A 21,137-nucleotide genomic window follows, 5' to 3' on the forward strand; every position below is an offset into this window, starting at 1 on the left:
GGAGCAGCAGCGATGATCAGCACCGCACTGCGGAACACGGCCCTGGCCGTGCTGGCGTGCATCCTCATCGCCGCCTCCGCACTGAACAGCGCGCAGTTCTCCTCGGCCATGTACACGGCGCAGTCCGCGAACGGCTCGAGCACGGCATCCGCCGCCGCCGACTGGACGCCGCCGACCGTCGCGGTCGTCGACCCCGGCGCTCCACTGAAGGGCGCCGTGACGATCACCGCGAACGCGGCCGACGGCGAGACCGGCGTCGCGAGCGTCGTGCTGCAGAAGCAGGTCACCGGCTCCGGCGCCTGGGTCACGCTCTGCACCACCACCGCCGCTCCCTACAGCTGCGCCTGGAACACCGTCGCCGACGCCGACGGCTCCTACGACCTGCGCGCGATCGCGATCGACCGCGCGGGCTACTCGACGACCTCCGCCTCGGTGCGCGTGCTCGTCAGCAACGCCTTCGGCATCATCATGACCGACCCGGGTGACGTGCTGCGCGGCAGCGCCTCCCTGGTGGCCACCCTGCAGAACGCGAACCTGCTCGGGCTGTACAACATCCGCTTCGAGTACTCCGCCGGCGGCACGGGCGCCTGGACGCAGATCGCCGGATGCCTCAGCATCCTGGGATCGGCGAACTGCACCCAGACCTGGTCGACGACCGGCGTGGCGAGTGGCACCTACGACCTCCGCGCTGTCGCGAGCCCTGTGCTGAACCCGTCGGCGGTGGTCTACTCGGCGGTGTTCACCGACGTGATCGTCGACAACACCCGGCCCGCCGTCACGATGACCGACCCGGGCTCGCCCCTCAGCGGCACGGTCACCCTCGCGGCATCCGCTTCCGACGCCGACTCCGGCGTCGCCACGGTCGTCATCCAGTACGCACCGAACGGCAGCTCCACCTGGACCACCGCGTGCACGCTGACCGGCGCTCCGTACTCCTGCCGGTTCAGCACCACCGCCCTCGCCCGCGGCACCTACTCGTTCCGCGCGATCGCGACCGACGTCGCCGGCAACACGACCACCTCCGCCAGCGTCACGAACCGCCAGGTCGACAACACGATCTCCTCGGTGTCGCTGGCCGACCCGGGCGCATACCTCGAGGGCACCGAGACGCTCACCGTCGATGCCAACTCCACCGCGGGCGTCACCTCGGTCACCACCCAGTACGCCCCCACGGGCGCCTCGACGTGGACGACGATCTGCGCCACGTCCCAGTCGCCGTACACCTGCACCTGGGACACCACCTCGCTGCCCGACGGCCTGTACGACCTGCGTGCAGTGCTCGTCGACGGCACGGGCAAGGTCACGATCTCCACGCTGGTCACCGGTCGGCGCATCGACAACACCCCCGTGCGCGGCGCCGACGTGCAGACCGCGAACACCACCGGCATCGTCGGACGGCTGGACACCGGCGACACGATCACCTACACGTACAGCAAGCAGATGGCCCTCGGGAGCATCCTGCCCGGCTGGAGCGGCGCGGCGACCCCGGTGACCCTGCGGCTGCGCGACGGCGGACTGCTGGGGACCGGCGCGGCCGGCGACACGATCGATGTGCTGACGGGCAGCACCCCCGTGGCGCTCGGCACGGTCAACCTGCGCGGCGACTACGTGAAGTCGGGCAAGACCTCGACCTCCAACGGCACCATGGTCGCCACCACGTCCACCGTGAACGGCTCGCCCGTCACCGTCGTGACCGTCACCGTCGGAACGCTGATCAGCGGCGGCGCCCTGCGCACCGTGTCGACGGCGTCCACCATGATCTGGTCACCCTCGGGCGCGGCCACCGACCTCTCGGGCTCAGCATGCTCGACGGCCCCGGTCTCGGAGACCGGCGCCGCGGACAGGGAGTTCTGATGATGCACACCGGCATATCGGATGACGACGACCTTGATAGCCTCGACCACGTGGGACGACACATCCTGGTCGTGGAGGACGACGACGGCATCGCGGTGCCGCTGATGCGCACGCTCGATCGCGAGGGATACGTCGTCGAACGGGTCGCCGAGGGCGCGGCCGCGCTCGAGCGCGCGGGTGCCGACGTCGACCTGGTCGTGCTCGACCTCGGGCTGCCCGACATGGACGGCCTGGACGTGTGCCGACGGCTTCGAGAGCAGGACTTCGAGGGCGGCATCGTCATCCTCACGGCCCGCGACGGCGAGCTGGACCGCGTCGTCGGCCTGGACGTCGGCGCCGACGACTACATCGCGAAGCCGTTCGCGCTGGCCGAACTGCTCGCCCGGCTGCGCGCGCTGCTGCGCCGCGCCAGTGCGGTCGCGAAGGAGAAGCCGGCGGATGCCGTTCGCGCCGCGACCCCGGCATCCGCCCTGCTGGTGGATGTCGAGTCCCGCCGTGCGACCACGGCCGGGCGGGAGGTGCCGCTGAGCACCAAGGAGTTCGACCTGCTCGCCCAGCTCGATGCGCGTCGAGGAGTCGTCGTGACGCGGGAACGGCTGATGGACGAGGTGTGGGACGAGAACTGGTTCGGCTCCACGAAGACCCTCGACGTGACGATCGCCCGGCTGCGGCAGAAGCTGGAGGAGTCCGGCGCCGATGTGCGGATCACCACCCTGCGCGGCGTGGGCTTCCGTCTCGACGACGGGGCGCCGGATGCGTAGAAGGCTGATCTTCGCCTTCGTCAGCATGGCGGTGATGATCATCGCCCTGTACGGCGTTCCGCGTGCTGTCATGACGGCGGAACTCGTGCAGTCCTCGCAGACTCAGCGCGTCGACCGGATGGCGATTCTGCTCTCGGCCCTGGTGTCCGAGCGCGAGCGCGTCGGTCCCGTGACGGCCGATCTGTTCAAGTCGCTGCTGCGCCCGGAGGACGGCGTCACCTATGTCGGCGCCGACGGCGACACCCTGCACGTCGGCGCGACCGCAGACGGCGATGACCTGCAGAAGACCGTCGAGGTGAAGGACGGCGGCACCCTCACGGTGACGCGCTCGGGCAGCTATGTCACGCAACTGGTCAGCGACGCGGTGACGCCGGTGATCTGGATCGGCGTACTGCTGCTGTTCGTCTCGGTGATCGGCGCGTTCCTGCTCGGGCGCAACCTCTCGCGTCCCTTCGTCAAGCTCGCCGGCACCGCGCGCGATCTCGGCGCCGGCGGCCTGAGCTCGGAGCCCGAGAAGTACCGCTTCCCCGAGGCGGCGGCCATCGACCGGGCGCTGCGCGACAGCGCCGACACCCTCGAGCGCCGCATCCGCCGTGAACACGAGTTCGCGGCCAACGCCTCGCACCAGCTGCGCACGCCGATCACGGCCGTGCGGCTGGAGCTGGAGGACCTGTCGCTGTGGGGCGAGACTCCGCCGGTCGTGCGCGAACAGCTCGAGCATGCCGTGCAGGAGATCGACCGTCTGGCGGATGCCATCACGCAGCTGCTGGCGCTGGCACGCGGCGAGGCGGCCGCCGAGTCGGCCTGCGCACCTCTTGCGCAGACGATCCACGGGGCGGCCGAACGATGGCGGCAGCACGCGAACGCCACCGGGCGCAGCATCCGCACGGACGACCTCGACGACGCGCTCGGCTCGGCGCCCGCCGCGGCGTCGCAGATCCTCGACGTGCTGCTGCACAACGCGATCAAGCACGGCCGCGGCACCATCACGATCACTGCAGTGCGTCGTGCCGAGTACGTCACCGTGCAGGTGGCCGACGAGGGCCCGCGGCCCAGCGGCAACTCGATCTTCCAGCGCCGGCCGGAGCAGCGCACCGCCACCTCCGGTGAGGGCATCGGCCTGGCGCTCTCGGCTGAGCTCGCGGAGTCGCTCGGCGGGCACCTGCTGCTCGAGGGCGACGAGACCACCCGGTTCTCGCTGATCCTGCCCGCCCGCGACTGAGGCCGGCGGCTCAGGCCGGCGGCTCTGGCCGGCGGCTCGGGTCGTGCCGGCGAGCCCCCACTCTTTCTGGGACACGGCCACGAGCATGTCGCAGAAAGGGTGGGTCTGCGGTGCCCCGACCCACCGCTTCTGGAACATGGCTGCACGCCGGTCACGGAAGCTGCGGGTCCGGGGCATCCGCACCCGCATCAGGTGAGACATGGCCTGGACGGGCCCGAAGCACCCTGAGGCCGGCGGCTCAGGCCGTGCCGGCCAGTCCCCACTCGTATGCGAGGATCACCACGTGCACGCGATCGCGGGCATCCAGCTTCGCCAGCACCCGCCCGACGTGCGTCTTCACGGTCGACTCACTGAGGAAGAGGCGCTCGGCGATCTCGGTGTTGCTCAGGCCCTGCGCGATGGCGTGGAACACGTCGCGCTCGCGCTCGGTGAGCTCGGCGAGTGGATCGGATGCCGTCGCCGGCACCGCGGATGCCAGATGCGGCGCGAGCTGATCGAGCAAGGCCCGCGTCGCGCGAGGGGCCAGGGCGCCGTCGCCGCGGTGCACGGCACGGACGGCGGCGACCAGCTCGGTGCGCTCGGCATCCTTCAGAAGGAAGCCGCTGGCTCCGGCGCGGATCGCGCCGAACGCGTACTCGTCCAGATCGAACGTCGTCAGCACGAGCACCCTGACCGACGGATGCTGCCGCACGATCTCCGCGGTCGCGGCGATGCCATCCATCCCCGGCATCCGCACGTCCATCAGAACCACGTCGGGTTCGAGGGCGGCGGACTGCGCAAGAGCCGCAGCGCCGTCGCCGGCCTCGCCGACCACCACGATGTCCGGCTCCGCCTCGAGCACCAGGCGGAAGCCGATGCGGATGAGCGCCTGGTCGTCGACGAGCAGCACGCGGATCGGGTCGGTCATGGTTCCTCCTGCGAGTGCTCCTGGATCTCCGAGTCCGCGGACGGACTGGGAGCGATGTGCGGCAGCTCGGCGCGCAGCATCCAGCGCCCTCCCCCGGCCGGAGCGGAGACGAGGATGCCGCCGAGCAGCGCGGCGCGCTCGGCGAGTCCTCGCAGTCCGAAGCCGCCCTCGGCGGCGGCATCCGGGGCGCCGTCGTTGACGATCTCGATGACGATCGGGGCGGCGTCGTAGTCGATGCGCACGTCGATGGCGTGCGTCGAGGGCGCATGCCGCATGGCGTTGGTGACGCCCTCCTGCACGATGCGCCCGATCGCGAACCGCAGGGCGGGCGCCGTGTCGGGTTCGCCCTTGACGGTGAGGGATGCGGTGAAGCCAGCGGTCCGCGCGGCGGCCACCGTGTCTGCGGGGCTGGCGGGCTCGAGCGGGGCGAGCGGGGCATCCGCATCGCCGTCGCGCAGCACGCCCAGCATGGAGCGCATCTCGGCGAGCGCGTTGCGCGCGGTGGTGGCGGCGGCTGCCGAGGCATCCCTCGCCCGATCCCGGTCGGAGGTCGCCGCGGCGCCCTCCGAGAGCGCGACGACGACGGTCAGGGAGTGCGACACGATGTCGTGCATCTCGCGGGCGATCCGGTCGCGCTCGGCGGCGGCGGCCAGCTGGGCCTGCTGATCGCGCTCGACGAGCAGCTGCCGTGAACGGTCGATGATCGCCTCGACGTAGCGCTTGCGATTGCCGACGTTGATGCCGATGAGCGCGGCGATCAGCCCGGGCACCGCGACGGAGAGCACCGCGTTGACCGCGGCCTGCAGGTCGAAGCCGCCGAACCCGAACCAGGCGAACGCCAGACCGGCGATGACGAGGGTGCCGGCGCCGAGGCCGATCCAGGCGGCCCGCACGGAGCGGTACACCGCGAGCGCATACAGCGCGAGGGCGAACAGCGGTGCGCCCGCCGATCGCATCACGAACAGCAGTGTCACGTCGGTGGCGATGGCGGCGACGAGGACCGCGACCGGCCAGCGGCGCCGCCACACCAGCAGCACGCTGGATCCGACCACCATCAGCACCGCGAACACGACCTCGGCGGGCGGCGCCGGGGGTGTGCCGGGCGCAGGGATCGTGCTGGTGCCGACCGAGACGAGCAGGCACAGTACGGCGATGAGGATGTCGGCGAACAGCGGATGCCGCGCCCAGAAGCGCCGTATCACGCCGGGCGGACGCGGCAGCCGCAGCTCCTCGTCCCGGGGGACGGCGGAGCTGCGGCTGAGGGTCACGCTGTCGACTCTACTTTTGGGTCCCTGAGCCTGTCGAAGGGCTCACACATCCCGTCCGCGCACGACGGCCCAGGCGGCAAGCAGCGCAGCGGCGGGCCATGCGGCGAGCGTCACCCAGCCCTCGGGCACGGTGAGCGCGGCGCCGTCGAACGGCAGGATCACGTTCTGCGTGGCGGCGGCGGGCAGGTAGTGGCCCAGGTTCGTGATCCACTCCACGTCGTGCAGCCACATCCCGAGCATCGAGACGATGATCGGCAGCACGAACAGGATGCCGACCGTCACGGCGATCGCGCCCGCGCCGGAGCGCAGCAGGAAGCCGAGGCCGACGCCGAGCAGGGCGAACAGCGCCATGGTGGCGGAGGCAGCGAGGATCGGGACGATCGTCTTCGACGGGTCGGACCAGTCCAGCGCGATGTCCTTGGACGCGGCGAGCGGGCTGATGCCCGCGGCGGCGACGCCGAAGATGATCAGCGACACCACGAACATGAAGGCGCCGAGCACGGTGGCCTTGGCGGCCAGCACCGACCCGCGCACCGGGTCAGCCGTGAAAGTGGAGCGGATCATGCCCGTGGAGTACTCGCCGGTCACCGAGATGACCCCGAGGATTCCGGCGAGCATCATCGTGAACTGCACGGGCGAGACGACCGCCATCACCATGTTGTCGACCGGGGCCGACATCGCGGAGGTCGCGATGAACGCGATGCCGATGGTGATCGCCGCGACGATGACGACCGACCACCACGTGCCGCGGACGGTGATCAGCTTGATGAACTCGCTGCGCAACTGGCGCAAGAAGCTCAGCCGGCCTGCGGGCGCGGGGATGTGGGTGGCGCGAGCCTGGATCGCGGTCATGCGAGTGCTCCTTCGAGCGGGGCGTCGGTGTGCGGGACGGCCCGGGTGCGGTATTCGACGGCGTCGCCGGTGAGGGCGAGGTAAGCGTCCTCCAGCGAGCCGCTGGTGGGGGTGAGCTCGTGCACCGGGATGCCGCGCTCGGCGGCGATGTCGCCGATGCGGGATGCCGGCAGGCCGGTCACGTCGAGGGTGAACGGATCGGCGGTGACGATCTCGACGTCGCGTCCGGCGACGGCATCCGCCAGTTCCGCGGCTCTCGGGCTGCGGACGTGCACGCGGGCCGTGGTCCAGGCGCGCACGAGGTCGGGAAGGGCGGCGTCGGCGAGCACCTTGCCGCGGCCGAGCACGATCACGTGATCGGCGGTCTGGGACATCTCGCTCATCAGATGGCTGGAGAGCAGCACGGTGCGGCCCTCGGATGCCGCGTGGCGGACGAACTCGCGCACCCAGCGCACGCCCTCGGGGTCGAGTCCGTTGACCGGCTCGTCGAGGATGAGCGTGTGCGGGTCGCCGAGCAGCGCCGCCGCGATTCCGAGACGCTGCCCCATACCCAGCGAGAAGCCGCCGGCGCGCTTGCGGGCGACCGAACCGATGCCGGTGATGTCGATCACCTCGTCGACGCGGGAGTTCGGGATGCCGTGGGTGGCGGCCATCGCGCGCAGGTGGTTGCGGGCGCTGCGCCCGGTGTGGACCGCCTTCGCATCCAGCAGCACGCCCACCTCGGTGAGCGGTGCCCTGAGCTTGCGGTAGTCCTGCCCGTTGATGGTCACCCGGCCCGTCGTGGGCCTGTCCAGCCCGACGATCATGCGCATGGTGGTGGACTTGCCCGCGCCGTTCGGCCCCAGGAATCCCGTGACGCTCCCCGGCCGCACCGTGAAGGACACGTCGTCCACGGCGACCTTGTCTCCGTACCTCTTCCCGAGGCCCTCTGCTGTGATCATGTCTTCGACGCTATTTCCGCGGGTGCCTCTGCCGCGTCCGCCCGGAGGATGAAACCTGTGCGGGGCCTATGGCACTTTGGTGCCATAGGCCCCGCGTCGGGATCGGGCCCGCGGGTTTGTTATGCTGGCCAGGCGCCGCAAGGCGTGCGGGGCTGTAGTTCAATGGCAGAACTTCTGCTTCCCAAGCAGACAGCGCGGGTTCGATTCCCGTCAGCCCCTCCACGCGAAGGCCTCCACTGATGTGGGGGCCTTCTTCCGTCAGTGCGGGAACGCCGCCAGCTTCACGCCGAAGCCGATCAGCACCGTTCCGGTGATCCGGTCGATGATCCGCACCGCGCGCGGGCTGCGCAGCCAGCGCGAGACGACAGCCGTCGCGAGGATGATCGCCGCGAACCAGATGATCGACAGCAGCGCGTGCACGGCGGCGAGTGCCACGCCCATCAGAGCGGGCGAGGTGCCGGCCGGGATGAACTGCGGGATCGTCGCCAGGTAGAAGACGCCCACCTTCGGGTTGAGCAGGTTGGTGCCGAAGCCGGTGAGCCAGGCCCGGCCGAGTGACTCGGTGGTGCGCATCGCGGGGAGGTCGTGTGCGGCGGCATCCGCTCCTCGCCGGAACGACTTCCAGATCAGCGAGCCGCCCAGCCAGATCATGTACCCGGCGCCGGCGAGCGTGAGCACCCGGTAGGCGAGCTCGGATGCTGCCAGCAGGGCGGATGCCCCGATCGCCGCCGCCACGCCCCAGACCAGCGCGCCGCAGCAGATGCCGATCGCGGTCGCGAACCCGTACCGGTGGCCGCGGGTCAGGGCGCCGCGCAGCACGAGCGAGGTGTCGATGCCCGGGACGATCGTCAGCAGGGCCGCCACGAGCGCGAAGGCGAAGAGCGGCTGCACCTGGATCACGGATCGATCCTAGTTCTGCGACGACCACGGCCCCGCCGGTATAGCGTTGCCCCATGTCGTACGTCGTCGATTTCACGAACGTGTCCACCGTCGGGCTGGAGTCATCGCCTGTCGTCGAGGCGCTGGCCGGTCTTCGCGCCAACGAGGCGCGCTACTTCCACAACAAGTACGAGATCGACTTCACCACCGAGCCCGCCGAGGGCACCGACACCCTCGCGTGGGTCACGAAGATCCTCGCCGACGAGCGCGGCATCGTCATCTCCTCCCCCGCGCTCGAGGTCGCCGAGCCACCGGTCCCGGGCATCCGCTGGGCGTACGTCTTCTACGAATCGGGGCTGGCGATCAACGTGCTCTACGAACTCGTCGAGGGCGGCAAGCACGCCGTGGGATTCAAACTGTCCGACGGCATGGAGGTGCCCGACGAACTCGGCGCGTTCAAGTTCGCGCGGCAGAAGTCCAAGCTCGCCGGGACCATCCGCGGCTCGTACTTCGTGATCAAGGGCGAGTACTGAGCGGCCGCACCGCTACTCCGGCATAACCCAGAACGACGGGTCTCCTGGGCGCAGTGCGACGTGCTCGGTCGAGACGAGATGCGCTCCGGATGCCGTGGTGAACCCCTCCCCGAAGTCGGCCATCAGCCGACGATGCGCCCAGGTGAACGCCGGGCGGGCGACGGGCGAGAGCCGTCTCATCCATGGCTTCGACACGGCGACGAGCCAGAGGAAGCGCACCGTCGCCTCATCCCCCGCCGCTTCGGCGACCGCGCGGCCGCGGCCGACCAGATCGCCGGAGACCTCGGCATCCACGGATCGCCGGGACTCGATACCCGTGACCCGGATCTCGTAGCGCAGGCGGTACCCGAACGGCGTGCGCACCGTGTGCCGGTAAACGGACCCCGCAGCCGGTGAGTCGCCGTCCGCCGGCTGCTCCCCCTCGGACAGCACTTCGGAGACCTCGAGACACCTCCACCAGAGGATCCAGCGCTCGACGTCGCTGAGCACTCGCCACACGCTTTCCGGATCACCGGTGATCCGGAACGTGCTGACGAAGTGGTACTTCGCGCTCATGGTCTCCCCGCCTGCGTGATGAACCGAACCTACTCCGGGTGTCATAGAGCTCAGAGGAACGCGGCCCCACCTGCGGAGTCGAATCCGCGCAGGCGTGCGTAGTCGTCGAGCGAGCGCAGCGCCGCCCAGGCGACCACGGCGCTGGAACGCGGCCGGTCGGCCGACGGCGTGTTCATGACCACGGCGCGCACCTCGCCGAGCGCGCCCGCCGCGCGGATCTCGTGGCGGGTCTGCACGGCATCCGGATCGGCCACGATCCGCGCGGTCGCGAAGTCCCAGGCATCCGCGGCGAGCGCGAGCGAGGCTGCGACGTTGGCGGATGCCGGGAAGCGCTGCGCCACGTCGCCGGCGGGCCCGTCGGCCAGCACGAGTTCGGTGGTGCGGCTGCGCAGGTCGGCCTTCAGCGCCTCGGGCATCCACGGCTGGATCAGGGATGCCGGCAGCTTGCGGCTCTCGATCGACACCTCGCGGAGCGGACCGGCGGCACGCAGGGCGCGCACCTGATCGAGTCCTCCGATCGCGCCCGTGCAGACGATCAGCCGACCGGCCGCAGATCCCAGAAGCCGGTCGCGAAGCGCAGCATCCGCCAGCGCACCGACCGACAGCAGGATCACGTCGACCCCGGCATCGAGCAGGCCGGGCACGCGTTCGCGCACGGCCTGCTGGGTCGCCGCCTCGACGATCACGTCGACGTCCGCAGCATCCGGCAGCGCGGAGTGCCGCCCGAACGACCCGACCACCCGGTACGGGCGGGAGTCGTGCACGACAGCCCGCAGCACCGAGTTGATGTGCCCGTCGCCGAGGAACCCGACCCGCAGCTCAGTCATGCCTTCGACCTTACGACGCCGACCGCACGGATGAGGGATCACCCACCAGCACGCCCCGTCAAGGGCAGGCCCGGAACAGGTATCCGCTTTCGTGCGGCATCCGCAGGTCGTGGTCGCGCAGGATCATGCTCACGCCCGACGGCCGATCCGCGCATGCCGCGGCGAAGTCCTCCGCACCGAGCTCGTCGGTGTACTCGATGTCGAGCACCACGTCGTACGCCTCGGCGTAGTCCGCGCACTCGTCGAACTCGGCGCACGACTCCGTGACCGCGAAGTCGTACCCGATCTCCACGAGCCGCGCAGTCGACTCGGCCGTGTTCTTCTGGGCGATCGCCAGGCCAGCCGCGTGAGCGATGCGCGCGTACTCCGCGGCGAGCGCGAGGTTGTCGTCCTCCGACAGCTTCCCCTCCGAGCGGCTGAAGGAGTCCAGGTTGTCGATCTCGACCGCCGCGTACCCGGCGTCCGCGCAGCCGACGATCCACGGCTCCACGATCTCGGCGAGCGCCGTGCGCTTCGCCTCCGTCGATGTGTCCAGGATGAGCTCGTCCGGCCAGCCCGGATCGGCGAGCGGCTCGCCGTCGACCTGCACCACCAGCTCCGGATGCCGCTGCGCGAGCTTCTCGGATTCCGCGGGCTGCGTCTGGAACCCGTTCACGTAGCAGATGTCGTAGCCCACGCCCGCCGGGGCTGCCAGTCGGTCACGCGCGATCACCGTCGCACCGTCAGGCGGCGGGTAGGCGCCGCCCAATTGATAGTCGAACCCGGCGCCCGCCTCGGGCAGCTCGACACCGGCGCGGACTGTGTCGCCGTCCGCACTCCCGCCGGCACAGCCTGCGAGCGCCAGCAGTGCGAAGACCGCCACCACAGGCCTCCCTCTCATCCGACGGCCTCTTCGAGCAGCTCCCGGCTCACCGTCGAGAGGTCACGCGGCGCACCCCGCCACAGTGCCGTGATCGGGCGACGCACGGCGTCACCGCGCAGGGGGATCTGCACCAGTCGCCCCAGGCGCACATCGTCGGCGACGGCGAGGCCCGAGAGCACGGCCGGCCCGATACCCTCGGCCGCGGCCGATCGCACGGCTGCCGACGTCGACAGCACGGCCACCGGTTCGGCCGGCATCCGTCCGAGGCGGGAGACCACCGCGTCCTCCCAGGTGCGCCGCGTCCCGCTGCCCTCCTCCCGCACGACCAGGGAGGCGTCGGCAACCTCATCCATCCCGACGTCCGCCCTCGTGGCCCACGGGTGCTGCGGTGCCACGACGACGACCAGGGCGTCGAGCCGGATCGCGGTCGTCGCGAGCCCCTCCGGCAGCGAGGTCGACTCGATGAATCCCAGGTCCGCGGCCCCCGAGCGCACGAGCGTCTCGACCTCGACGCTGTTGGCGTTCAGCATCCGCACCTGCGTGGGGGCGCGGCCGGAGCGCACCTGCCGCTCCCGCAGCGCCACGAGCCACCGCGGCAGGAGGTGCGCCGCGACGGTCTGGCTGGCCGCGACGGTCAGCTCCCGGCTGTGCTCGCCGCGCAGCGTCTCCATCCCGGTGCGGAACCTCTCCGCCGCGGCCAGCACCTCCTCCGCCCACGCGGCCACGGTCTCCCCCGCCGAGGTCGGCTCCACGCCCCGCGGTGAGCGCCGCAGCAGCTCGAGCCCGAGCCGCTGCTCGAGCCCTCGCAATCGCGCCGACGCAGTCTGCTGCGTCACGCGCGCCTCGCGCGCGGCCGCTGAGATGGACCCCTCCCGCACGGCCGTGGCGAGCAGCCGCAGTGCGCCGATGTCGGGATCGTCGATCATGCCGCCCCTCACAGTTCTGGCCTGTACCCCTACCGACGATAGCCCCTACCCCCGGCGGACGGCGGATCAGCAGGATGGAGGGGTGCAGCTCTCCCCCGTTCAGACCCTCCCCTCCCGACTCGCCCGGCGCGGCGTCGACGTCTTCCCCGGAGTCATCCTCACGGCCGCGATCGCCCTGGTCTCCACCGGCATCGGTGCGATCCTCCCCGTGCTCGGCTCGGCGGTTCCGGCCATCATCATCGGGGTGTTGCTGTCGATCGTCCGGCCCCGGATCATGGCGGGGCGGGAGCGGATGGATGCCCGCCTCGAGCCCGGAATCGCGTACTCCGGCAAGTTCCTGCTGCAGCTCGCCGTGGTCGTGCTGGGCGTGCAGCTGTCGATCGGCGCGATCGCGAAGGTCGGCCTGGAGTCCTTGCCGATCATGCTCACGACCCTCATCGTGTGCCTCGTGGGCGCATGGCTGCTGGGGCGGGTGCTGGGCACCGAGCGGCGCCTGACCACGCTGATCGGCGTCGGCACGGGCATCTGCGGGGCATCCGCGATCGCCGCCGTCTCGCCCGTGATCGGCGCAGCGAGCGCCGAGGTCGCCTACGCCGTCTCGACGATCTTCCTGTTCAACATCCTCGCGGTGCTGATCTTCCCCCTCGTCGGGCACGCGCTGAACCTCGACCCGCACACGTTCGGCCTTTTCGCCGGCACCGCCGTCAACGACACCAGCTCGGTGGTCGCGGCGGCCGGGGTGTTCGCCACCACGGCGCTCGGCTTCGCCGTGGTCGTCAAGCTCGTGCGCACCCTCATGATCATCCCGATCAGCATCGGGCTGTCGATCATGGAGGCCCGCCGCAGCGCGGACGGCCAGAAGCTGACCGGCCGGCGCATCGCGAAGCTCGTGCCCTGGTTCCTGATCGGATTCGTCGTGGTGGCGCTGATCAACTCCACCGGCCTGATCCCCGATGCCCCGCGACAGGTGCTCGTGCACGCGAGCGTGTTCCTGATCGCGATGGCGCTGGCCGGCATCGGCCTGTCCACCGACATCCCGGCGCTGCGCCGCGCCGGCTGGCGTCCGCTGGCACTCGGCGGGATGCTGTGGATGCTGGTGACGCTCACCGCCCTCGCGACGATCGCCGCGACCGCCGCGCTGCGCGGCTGAACGCTCTCCCGCGCGCCGCCGTCACACCCGCAGTGCGTCGCGCACTGCGATCGCACGGCGCATGTCGGCCATGATCGGATCGAAGAAGCGCTCCCGATAGCGAGCCTCGCTCACCGCCGAGAACACGAACGGAAGCGTCGCGATCACCGAGAGCAGGGCGGCGGCCTTCAGCAGATTCACCGTGAGCGGCAGCGTCGCCGACGCCACCTCGATGCGCACGACCTCCAGCGGCATGGATGCCGACCCGGCACCCACCCACAGCTCCACCACGCCGTACGGGATCGCGATCGCACCGATCACCACCAGCAGCATCCAGAGCAGCGCGGCGAAGAAGACCGCCTGCAGCACCTGCGCCACCGCCATCACGAGAAGCAGGTTGATCCGCTGAGCGCGGTGCAGCGGACGGTGCGGGGTGTCCTCCTGCATCCGCCCCTCGGCCGGAGTACCGACGACGAGCGCCAGCCGGTGCTCATGCCCCTGCACGTGCATGTCCTCGTCGAGCTCCTTGGCGCACACGCTCAGCACGACCACCACGGCGAGGGCGCCGACGACGAGGGCCAGCGTCCAAATGGACCGCCACCCGAGAGCGGATGCCATCTGCCACACCTCGCCCGAGAAGAACGCGAAGACCACGAGCATCAGGATCACCGGGAGCGCGATCGATGCCATGTAGCCGATCGCCGAGACATTGCGCACCGCCAGACGCGACGCCCACGTGAGCAGGGCGCCTCCCCCCATGCCCGTGAAGAGCACGCAGCCCAGCACCAGCGCCAGCGCCGACAGCACCGGTCCCACCGTGGCATCCGGTGTCATGAGGTACCCGCCGACGATCAGCCCGGCCAGGCACAGCACGACGGCGGCCGTCGCCACCGTCGCGCCGACCGGTGGTCGCAGCCGGCGCAGGAGTCCCCGCAGCAGGGCGTAGGCGGTCCACGCGATCGCCAGCGCGATGCCGATCAGCACGAGCACGCTCGCGAAGATCGCCCACTCGTCGGTGCCGAAGAACTCGACCGCGACCTCGATCGCATCGTCGACGAGGTCCTGCAGCAGGAACCGCGCGATCGTCACCGACGCGATCAGCGGCGCGACCCGCCGCGGCAGGTCGGTGAACCATCTGCGCAGCGGCACGAAGGTCGGCAGCCCCATCAGGCGGAACCACAGGTCGGCGCCGCGCTGGTCCGCGCGCGTGCGCGGCGGCGTGCTCACAGCCACCCCTTGCGCTTGAACACCAGGTACAGCCCGCCTCCGAATGCGACCATCGCCGCGATCGCCAGCGGATAGCCGAACGTCCAGTGCAGTTCGGGCATCACGCGGAAGTTCATGCCGTAGATCGCGCCGATCAGCGTCGGCGCGAACAGGATCGCCGCCCAGCTGGAGATCCGCTTCATCTGGTCGCCCTGACGGATGCTCTCCTCCGTCATCCGCTTCATCTCGTCGTTCTGCCGTCGGGCGACGATGGTGGATGCCACGGTCAGGGCGTTGTCGAGGATCGAGCGGAAGCTCGCGGAGCGCTCTGCGACGCGGATCGCGTGGTCGTGCACGTCCCTCAGGTAGCGCTGCACCTCCTCGTCGGCGGCGTACTTCACGCCGCCCCGCAGCAGCGCCTCGATCATCGAGGTCAGCGGCTGCACGGCGCGCTGGAAGTCGATCACTTCGCGACCCAGTTCGTAGATGCGCTGCGTCGCGTCGACGTCCTCGACGAACAGCTGGCTCTCGATCTCGTCGATGTCGTTCTCGAGACCGGCGAGCACGGGCGCGTACTGGTCCACGACCTCATCGAGGATCGCGTACAGAACGGCCTCCGGTCCGCGGGCCAGCAGCTCCGGGTCGGACTCGAGGCGATGCCGCACCCTGCCGAGGTCGGGCGCTTCGGCGTGACGCACGGTGACCACGAAGTCGGGGCCGACGAAGACGTGCACCTCGCCGAACTCCACCTCCTCCTCGGCGTCGAGGTAGCGGGCCGGGCGCAGCACGACGAACAGGTGCTCGCCGTAGCGCTCGATCTTGGGCCGCTGGTGGCCCACCAGGGCATCCTCGACCGCCAGCTCGTGCAGTCCGAACTCGTTCGCGACCGAAGCCAGCTCTTCGCCGTCGGGACGGTACAGCCCGATCCAGCCCATCCCGCCACGGGAGCGCATCAGCTCGAACGTCTCGTCCAGGCTGGCCGGGTTCTCCGTGCGGACCCCGTCCACGTAGATCCCGTTGTCGATGATCGCCATGCGGTTCCTCCCGGCCCGACGGTATCACCGCGGGCTACTCGCCTCCGCGCGCCTCACGCGCTCGGATGCGCCACACACGCTCGGGAGGAGAACTCCGCGTCGGGAGGAGGAATCCCGCAGGATGCCCCTCCCGAGCACGAGTTCTCCTCCCGAGCCGGAGGCGACGGTCAGCTGCGGCGCTTGCGCGCGGCGATCACGATGACCACCACGATGGCGATCAGCAGCACGACGCCCAGGCCGATCAGCAGCGGCCAGGGAGCGGACTCCGTCTCCGCGGACTCGGCGGGCGCCTGGGGGCTCGCGGGGGCCGTGGGCTGTGCGCTCTGCGAGGGCGCGGTGCTCGGCGTCGGCTCCTCGGCCGCGGCGACCGAGAACGAGTACTCGCCGGACGTCGGGTGGCCGTCGCTGGAGACGACCTTCCACGTCACGTCGTACGCGCCGTTGGGCATGCCCGGCTTCAACGGCACGGTGACGGTGTCGGCGGCCACGGTCGGTGCGCCCGCCACCCAGTCGGTGCCCTGCTCGTCGACCACGGTCATGGCCGTGCCGCTGTTGTCGGAGAGAGCCAGCAGGTTGTTGGAGAACGTGAGCACGACCTGGTCGGGCGCGGTGGTGAGCTGCTCGTCGGCGGCGGGCGTGCTCGACACGATCTGGTCGTGAGCGGATGCCGGGGCGGCGATGGCCAGGACGGCGGCGACGGCCACGGCGGCCCCCACCAGTGCGGTGCGGATGCGGAACATGGGAAACCTCTCTTCGGATGCCGCTGAGCGGCGTCTGCGTCTGTACTGGCGCGGGTGAGCGCCGGATGCCGCGAGCGCGGCGGATACACGCCGGAACCGCACAGGGCGGAAGGCGGCGGCATGGGGTGTCAGACCAGACGCGGCGGCCCCCGTCGGCGCAGCGAGCCCAGATGCACCTCGCGCACGCACGGCGCGGTGAGCACCGCCCACCGGCGCCGGACCGGCGTCACGATGCGCATCGCGTCGACCGCCGGCACGGCGCGGGCGAGCCAGGTCGCCACGGCGCGCGCCACGGTCAGCAGCGCGCGGAGGATCAGCTCGCCCCGGTGCAGCGCCGCGATCGTCAGAGCGGCGGCGACAGCGTGTCCGAGCCACATCGCCGCATCCTGCGGCAGGAGCGGCGGGGCGTCGCCCCCGAACGACAGCGGCACGGCGCCGTGCACGTGGGGACGGAGGCCGCCCTGCGGAGTGATGCTGCCCAGCATGAAGAGCACGTGGAAGAGCAGCTGGGAGATGATCACCGACGCGCTCAGCCTCAGCATCGACAGCCGATGCCCCGCCAGCAGGGTGCACGCCGTCAGCGACAGCAGCCACGGCACGGCGATGCCCAGCATCCCGGGCATGTCGCCGCCGACCCAGACATGCGAGGCCAGTGCGACGAACGTCGCGATCGTGGCGCCGACGAACCCGCGCAGCAGCGGGACTCTACGTGAGGGGCGCACCCCTCCATCTTTTCACGCGCCCAGCGAGAGCCGCCGCGCGATCAGCCGGCCTTGCAGATGGCGCCGTCGGTGATGGCCTTCGCATACTGCTCGGCGGTGAAGGGCAGGCCGAAGTCCGGAGCGGTCTCGCCCTTCGCGGCCGGCGCCTTCGACGCGATCGCGGCGAGCTCCCACGCCAGGTAGGCTGCGAAGCCGCCGCCGGCGCTGGAATCGTTCAACGTGACAGCCACGGTGAAGCCGGTCGCAGGGTCGGAGTACGCGGCGGTCGCGTATCCGGGGACCCAGCCATGCTGGCCCACCATCGATCCGACAAGATACGCGCCGCCGGTGGCCTGGAACCACGCCGGCGCGTTCGCCGCGGCCGGCAACGGCTTCTCGAAACGGCCCGGCTTGGCGTCCTTGTCGCGCAGTGCCTGGCGCGCCTCGGCCTGTGCGTAGCGGCCCAGGTCCTCGATCGTGGACACAGCGCCGGAGTCGGTGAAGCCGATGCTCGAGGAGCTCTTGGTGATGTCGACCGGTGCGGCGCAGTTGTAGCCGCCACCCTCCGCGGGCGGCAGATACGCGCCCTTCAGCGCCGGCGAGGGCTCGGGCTCCGCGGCCGCCGGAGACGGCAGCGACGTCGATTCGAGGCCCAGCGGGGTCGTCACGTACTTCTTGATGAGCTGTGAGGCGGTCAGCCCCGACTCGCGCTCGAGGGCGAGGCCCAGCATCAGGTAGTTCGCGTCGGAGTCGCGGTACGCCGTGTGAGCGGGACCGCGCTGCTGGCCGAGACCGAAGCTCGCCAGCTGCAGCGGCGCCCACTGGCGATCGGGGGTGTTCAGCCAGTACGGCTTCGCCGTCTCGGCCGAGGACCCCACGCCGCTCGTGCCGTTGCACAGGTCGAGCAGGGTGATGTCGCCCAGGTCCGCGACGCCGGAGACGTACTTCGGTACCTTGGCGTCGAGCTTGATGTCACCGGCATCCGCCATGCCGTACAGCACGTCGCAGGTCATCATGCGGGTCACCGCCGCGATGCGGAACGACATGTCCTTGGTGACCTTGGTCTTGTCGCCGGCGGCCTGGGTGCCGACGCCCGTCACCCACTGGCCGCTCCATGGCACCCACACGCCTACGATCGCGCCTGATGAGCCGGTGGCGGTCATCGCCTGCTGGACTGCGGTCTGCAGCTGCGCGGTCATGTCGTCGGGAAGCGGCCCCGCGGCCTGCTTCGGCGGCGTGTAGGTGAGGTCGGGCTGCGATGATCCCGTGCATCCGGTGAGAGCGAGAGCAAGGGCGACGGCGCCGACGACGGCGGCACGCAGGCGGCGCGGCGAACGAAGATGCATGTATCGACTCTCCCGGGGTTGGACCCTCCGAGTCTAGAGTGCGGATGCTGGGAGCACGCCCCTCAGGCCTTCGCGACCTGCTCGGCCTGCCTGGCCTCCCACGCCTCGCGCATGAAGCGGCGCACGTCCTCGTCCACCTGGATGTCGCGCGGCCGCAGCGGCCGGGACAGGTACAGGCCGTCGAGTGAGGTGAGTCTCGACAGCGCCACATACGTCTGGCCGGGCGCGAACGCCCCCGACCCGAGATCGACGATCGCCCGATCGTAGGTCTTGCCCTGCGATTTGTGGATCGTCACCGCCCAGGCCAGTCGCAGCGGGAACTGCGTGAACTCGGCGACCACCTCGCGGGAGAGCGTCTTGGTGCCCGGGTTGTAGGCGTACCGTAGCCTCTCCCAGACCGCCGGCTCGACGTCGAACTCGTCGCCGTCGATGTCCACCCGCACAGTGCCGCCGAGGATGCGGGTGACCGTGCCGATCGAGCCGTTGACCCAGCGCGGCGGCTCGCCCTGCATTCCCACGTCGTTGCGCAGGAACATCACCTGCGCGCCGACCTTGAGCTTCAGCTCGGCATCCGCGGGGTAGTTGCCCTCGCCACGACCGAAATCGCCGCTGACCTCGGCGTGCGCGGTCTGCTCGCGCCCGCCGAGAGCGGCGAGATGGCGGCTGTTGATGCTGTTGACGATGTCGTTGCGGGTCGCGAGCGTGATGATCGGCGGCTCGCCCGGCTCGGGGTCGGGAGGCGTGCGTGCCCCGCGCTCGTTCAGCACGTCCGCGATGTCCTTGGTCACCCGGCCGTATCGCACGGCGTTCAGCATCGACTTGAACCCGTCGTCGGACTGCCGGTGGATCTGCACCAGCTCGTGCACGTGCAGCTTCGCGCCGTGCTCGCCGATGTCCAGCATCCCGCCGTCGTCGCCGGCGAGTCCGCCGGTCCAGACCTTCGCGTCGAAGAACCAGAACGACCGGTAGTGGTCCTGGATGTAGCGCAGCTCGTCGCCCCGCGGTGGCACGGGCGCCAGCTGGTAGGGGTCTCCGAACATGACCACCTGCACGCCGCCGAACGGGATGCCGCGCTTGCCCCGCGCCTGGCGCAGAGACCTGTCGATCGCGTCCATCAGGTCGGCGTTCACCATCGAGATCTCATCGATCACGAGCGTCTGGATGGCGTTGAGGATGCGGCGGGTGGCGTCCGACTGCTCGATCTCGCTCTCGGCGATCAGCCCGATCGGCAGGCGGAACAGCGAGTGGATCGTCTGACCCTCGACATTCAGCGCGGCCACGCCGGTCGGTGCGCAGATCGCGATCTGCTTCTGGGTGTTCCAGGCGAAGTGCTGCAGCAGGGTCGACTTGCCCGTACCGGCCCGGCCCGTGATGAACACGTGCTCGTCGGTGTCCTCGATCAGACGGAACAGCGCCTGCTGTTCATCGGAGAGGGTCACGGACACGCACCCCATGTTAAGTCCTCTGTGTCGCCGCTCGGCTCCGTCCCAGCCCCCGCTCCCTAGACTTGTCGGCATGATGCAGGGTCGGGGGGTGTCACGGCGACGTTCTGCGCTCCGCACCGACCTGACGATCCTCGGGGTCGTGGGGGTGCTGCTCATCGCTGCGCTGGGCGCCGGAGGCATGTCGCTGTACCAGCAGGTGTACAGCCCGTCCGCCTTCGTGCAGCGCTATCTCGACCTGCTCGCCTCCGGCCGTGCGGCCGACGCGCTTCAGGTGCCGGGCGTCTCGGTGGACCTGTCCATCAAGAAGGACACCGACATCCATGCCACCGCATCCGAGGCGCTGCTGCGCACCGCCGCCCTCGCGCAGCTGACCGACTACACCGTCACCTCCGAGACGCAGAAGGGCGGCGTGTACCGCGTCTCGACCGCGTACCGCGCTGGCGGCGTGCGCGGCACCTCCACCTACCGGGTGGTGCAGGACGGCTGGGTGGGCGTTGTCCCCAACTGGCGGTTCGAGCGCAGCCCGATCGCCGAGGTCGAGCTCACCGTGCGCGGCGCGGACGTCTTCAAGGTGAACGGCTTCGAGCTGGACCGCCGCCAGGTGTCGGACAAGGGCGCAGGCGCTTCGCCGCTCGATCCGCTGCATCTGCTGGTCTTCACTCCCGGGGCGTACTCGGTGACCGTCGACACGCCGATCGCCGCGACCCCCGGCGTGCGCGTGCTCGCCGACAAGGCGCTCGCGCACACGCCGGTCGACGTGCAGGCGCAGCCGACCCCCAAGTTCACCGAGCTCGTGCAGCAGCGCGTCGGGGAGTTCCTCACCGCCTGCGCCACCCAGCAGGTGCTGCTGCCGACCGCCTGCCCGTTCGGGCTCGAGGTCTCCAACCGGCTGGCGGACGGCTCGCTGCCGAAGTGGTCGATCACGCAGCAGCCTGTGGTGACCGTGGTTCCCGACGGCGCGAACTGGAAGATCCCCCCGACGGATGCGGTCGCGCACATCGTGGTCTCGATCAAGTCCGTCTTCGACGGCTCGGTGCGCAAGGTGTCCGAGGACGTGCCCTTCCAGATCGACGGCACGATCAGCATCCAGCCCGACGGCACCGCCTCCATCCGGGTCGGCTCCCCGAACATCGACCCCGAATAGCCTCG

General features: G+C 70.6%; 21 protein-coding genes and 1 tRNA gene. 7 read left to right on the plus strand and 15 right to left on the minus strand.

Translation table 11 applies throughout. From position 1 onward, the window contains the following. The first annotated feature begins 12 nt into the window (after positions 1–12). From MIAR_RS16990 to MIAR_RS17000, 3 genes are read left to right on the plus strand one after another with little or no spacing between them, the layout of a single operon-like run. Positions 13–1,854 carry an Ig-like domain-containing protein gene (locus MIAR_RS16990; RefSeq protein ID WP_285638311.1) on the plus strand — a complete coding sequence of 614 codons (1,842 nt, stop codon included), beginning with the start codon at positions 13–15 and terminating at the stop codon, positions 1,852–1,854. Between the two features lie 50 nt (positions 1,855–1,904). Then, positions 1,905–2,615, plus strand: coding sequence for a response regulator transcription factor (locus MIAR_RS16995; protein WP_285638313.1), 711 nt, complete (start codon positions 1,905–1,907; stop codon positions 2,613–2,615). Beyond that, positions 2,608–3,837 (plus strand): sensor histidine kinase, encoded by a 1,230-nt coding sequence (locus MIAR_RS17000; protein WP_285638315.1) that lies wholly within the window; start codon positions 2,608–2,610, stop codon positions 3,835–3,837. The genes MIAR_RS16995 and MIAR_RS17000 overlap by 8 nt, the downstream gene beginning before the upstream one ends. A gap of 238 nt (positions 3,838–4,075) precedes the next feature. Here MIAR_RS17000 and MIAR_RS17005 read toward each other — a convergent pair whose 3' ends face one another. From MIAR_RS17005 to MIAR_RS17020, 4 genes are read right to left on the minus strand one after another with little or no spacing between them, the layout of a single operon-like run. Then, positions 4,076–4,744 (minus strand): response regulator, encoded by a 669-nt coding sequence (locus tag MIAR_RS17005; protein WP_285638317.1) that lies wholly within the window; start codon positions 4,742–4,744, stop codon positions 4,076–4,078. Then, positions 4,741–6,012: a sensor histidine kinase gene (locus MIAR_RS17010; protein WP_285638319.1), complete on the minus strand. Its 1,272-nt coding sequence runs from the start codon at positions 6,010–6,012 to the stop codon at positions 4,741–4,743. Before MIAR_RS17010 ends, MIAR_RS17005 begins: the two co-directional genes overlap by 4 nt. 42 nt (positions 6,013–6,054) lie before the next feature. Then, positions 6,055–6,864, minus strand: a complete 810-nt coding sequence (locus MIAR_RS17015; protein ID WP_285638321.1) for an ABC transporter permease — start codon at positions 6,862–6,864, stop codon at positions 6,055–6,057. Next, complete coding sequence (locus tag MIAR_RS17020; protein ID WP_285638323.1) at positions 6,861–7,805, minus strand: ABC transporter ATP-binding protein; 945 nt, start codon at positions 7,803–7,805, stop codon at positions 6,861–6,863. The genes MIAR_RS17015 and MIAR_RS17020 overlap by 4 nt, the downstream gene beginning before the upstream one ends. A gap of 148 nt (positions 7,806–7,953) precedes the next feature. On the opposite strand from MIAR_RS17020, the gene MIAR_RS17025 reads away from it, so the two are divergent. Continuing rightward, positions 7,954–8,027: transfer RNA gene (locus MIAR_RS17025), tRNA-Gly, on the plus strand. Positions 8,028–8,063: 36 nt separating this feature from the next. Here MIAR_RS17025 and MIAR_RS17030 read toward each other — a convergent pair. Then, complete coding sequence (locus tag MIAR_RS17030) at positions 8,064–8,705, minus strand: LysE family translocator (protein ID WP_285638325.1); 642 nt, start codon at positions 8,703–8,705, stop codon at positions 8,064–8,066. Between the two features lie 53 nt (positions 8,706–8,758). Here MIAR_RS17030 and MIAR_RS17035 point away from each other — a divergent pair, with 53 nt between their 5' ends. Then, on the plus strand, positions 8,759–9,217 hold the full coding sequence (locus MIAR_RS17035; protein ID WP_285638326.1) for a DUF8821 family protein: 459 nt from the start codon (positions 8,759–8,761) through the stop codon (positions 9,215–9,217). Positions 9,218–9,229: 12 nt separating this feature from the next. Here MIAR_RS17035 and MIAR_RS17040 read toward each other — a convergent pair whose 3' ends face one another. From MIAR_RS17040 to MIAR_RS17055, 4 genes are read right to left on the minus strand one after another with little or no spacing between them, the layout of a single operon-like run. Then, positions 9,230–9,772, minus strand: a complete 543-nt coding sequence (locus MIAR_RS17040; protein WP_285638327.1) for an SRPBCC family protein — start codon at positions 9,770–9,772, stop codon at positions 9,230–9,232. A 50-nt stretch (positions 9,773–9,822) separates the two neighbouring features. Further along, positions 9,823–10,599, minus strand: coding sequence for an aspartate dehydrogenase domain-containing protein (locus MIAR_RS17045; protein WP_285638328.1), 777 nt, complete (start codon positions 10,597–10,599; stop codon positions 9,823–9,825). A gap of 58 nt (positions 10,600–10,657) precedes the next feature. Continuing rightward, on the minus strand, positions 10,658–11,461 hold the full coding sequence (locus tag MIAR_RS17050) for an endo alpha-1,4 polygalactosaminidase (protein WP_285638329.1): 804 nt from the start codon (positions 11,459–11,461) through the stop codon (positions 10,658–10,660). A 14-nt stretch (positions 11,462–11,475) separates the two neighbouring features. Further along, positions 11,476–12,387 carry a LysR family transcriptional regulator gene (locus MIAR_RS17055; protein ID WP_285638331.1) on the minus strand — a complete coding sequence of 304 codons (912 nt, stop codon included), beginning with the start codon at positions 12,385–12,387 and terminating at the stop codon, positions 11,476–11,478. A gap of 82 nt (positions 12,388–12,469) precedes the next feature. Here MIAR_RS17055 and MIAR_RS17060 point away from each other — a divergent pair, with 82 nt between their 5' ends. Then, positions 12,470–13,537, plus strand: a complete 1,068-nt coding sequence (locus MIAR_RS17060) for a YeiH family protein (protein ID WP_285638332.1) — start codon at positions 12,470–12,472, stop codon at positions 13,535–13,537. Positions 13,538–13,558: 21 nt separating this feature from the next. On the opposite strand, the gene MIAR_RS17065 is transcribed toward MIAR_RS17060, so the two are convergent. The 6 genes from MIAR_RS17065 to MIAR_RS17090 all read right to left on the minus strand — a co-directional run bounded on the left by MIAR_RS17065 (position 13,559) and on the right by MIAR_RS17090 (position 19,988). Further along, positions 13,559–14,743, minus strand: a complete 1,185-nt coding sequence (locus MIAR_RS17065) for a hypothetical protein (RefSeq protein ID WP_285638334.1) — start codon at positions 14,741–14,743, stop codon at positions 13,559–13,561. After that, positions 14,740–15,756 (minus strand): magnesium/cobalt transporter CorA, encoded by a 1,017-nt coding sequence (gene corA, locus MIAR_RS17070; RefSeq protein ID WP_285638336.1) that lies wholly within the window; start codon positions 15,754–15,756, stop codon positions 14,740–14,742. Before corA ends, MIAR_RS17065 begins: the two co-directional genes overlap by 4 nt. Positions 15,757–15,923: 167 nt before the next feature. Next, complete coding sequence (locus MIAR_RS17075) at positions 15,924–16,496, minus strand: copper resistance CopC family protein (RefSeq protein ID WP_285638338.1); 573 nt, start codon at positions 16,494–16,496, stop codon at positions 15,924–15,926. A 128-nt stretch (positions 16,497–16,624) separates the two neighbouring features. Continuing rightward, entirely contained in the window at positions 16,625–17,218 is a 594-nt protein-coding gene (locus tag MIAR_RS17080) for a hypothetical protein (RefSeq protein WP_285638340.1), read from the minus strand. Between the two features lie 41 nt (positions 17,219–17,259). Continuing rightward, positions 17,260–18,543: a serine hydrolase domain-containing protein gene (locus MIAR_RS17085; protein WP_285638342.1), complete on the minus strand. Its 1,284-nt coding sequence runs from the start codon at positions 18,541–18,543 to the stop codon at positions 17,260–17,262. A 62-nt stretch (positions 18,544–18,605) separates the two neighbouring features. After that, a complete protein-coding gene (locus MIAR_RS17090; RefSeq protein WP_425561612.1) occupies positions 18,606–19,988 on the minus strand; it encodes an ATP-dependent DNA helicase in 1,383 nt (460 codons plus the stop codon). A 70-nt stretch (positions 19,989–20,058) separates the two neighbouring features. On the opposite strand from MIAR_RS17090, the gene MIAR_RS17095 reads away from it, so the two are divergent. Continuing rightward, positions 20,059–21,132 carry a hypothetical protein gene (locus MIAR_RS17095; RefSeq protein WP_285638346.1) on the plus strand — a complete coding sequence of 358 codons (1,074 nt, stop codon included), beginning with the start codon at positions 20,059–20,061 and terminating at the stop codon, positions 21,130–21,132. Positions 21,133–21,137 lie beyond the last annotated feature (5 nt).

The organism is Microbacterium arabinogalactanolyticum (assembly GCF_030268005.1).
Taxonomy (GTDB): Bacteria; Actinomycetota; Actinomycetes; order Actinomycetales; family Microbacteriaceae; genus Microbacterium; species Microbacterium arabinogalactanolyticum.

What these genes read in the sequence shown, in the direction of transcription:
- MIAR_RS17085 (WP_285638342.1), bottom strand. Translation starts at nt 18,543, where the DNA reads ATGCATCTTCGTTCGCCGCGCCGCCTGCGTGCCGCCGTCGTCGGCGCC.
- corA (WP_285638336.1), bottom strand. Translation starts at nt 15,756, where the DNA reads ATGGCGATCATCGACAACGGGATCTACGTGGACGGGGTCCGCACGGAG.
- MIAR_RS17045 (WP_285638328.1), bottom strand. Translation starts at nt 10,599, where the DNA reads ATGACTGAGCTGCGGGTCGGGTTCCTCGGCGACGGGCACATCAACTCG.
- MIAR_RS17035 (WP_285638326.1), top strand. Translation starts at nt 8,759, where the DNA reads ATGTCGTACGTCGTCGATTTCACGAACGTGTCCACCGTCGGGCTGGAG.
- MIAR_RS17095 (WP_285638346.1), top strand. Translation starts at nt 20,059, where the DNA reads ATGATGCAGGGTCGGGGGGTGTCACGGCGACGTTCTGCGCTCCGCACC.
- MIAR_RS17015 (WP_285638321.1), bottom strand. Translation starts at nt 6,864, where the DNA reads ATGACCGCGATCCAGGCTCGCGCCACCCACATCCCCGCGCCCGCAGGC.
- MIAR_RS17005 (WP_285638317.1), bottom strand. Translation starts at nt 4,744, where the DNA reads ATGACCGACCCGATCCGCGTGCTGCTCGTCGACGACCAGGCGCTCATC.
- MIAR_RS17040 (WP_285638327.1), bottom strand. Translation starts at nt 9,772, where the DNA reads ATGAGCGCGAAGTACCACTTCGTCAGCACGTTCCGGATCACCGGTGAT.
- MIAR_RS16990 (WP_285638311.1), top strand. Translation starts at nt 13, where the DNA reads ATGATCAGCACCGCACTGCGGAACACGGCCCTGGCCGTGCTGGCGTGC.
- MIAR_RS17000 (WP_285638315.1), top strand. Translation starts at nt 2,608, where the DNA reads ATGCGTAGAAGGCTGATCTTCGCCTTCGTCAGCATGGCGGTGATGATC.
- MIAR_RS17020 (WP_285638323.1), bottom strand. Translation starts at nt 7,805, where the DNA reads ATGATCACAGCAGAGGGCCTCGGGAAGAGGTACGGAGACAAGGTCGCC.
- MIAR_RS17055 (WP_285638331.1), bottom strand. Translation starts at nt 12,387, where the DNA reads ATGATCGACGATCCCGACATCGGCGCACTGCGGCTGCTCGCCACGGCC.
- MIAR_RS17075 (WP_285638338.1), bottom strand. Translation starts at nt 16,496, where the DNA reads ATGTTCCGCATCCGCACCGCACTGGTGGGGGCCGCCGTGGCCGTCGCC.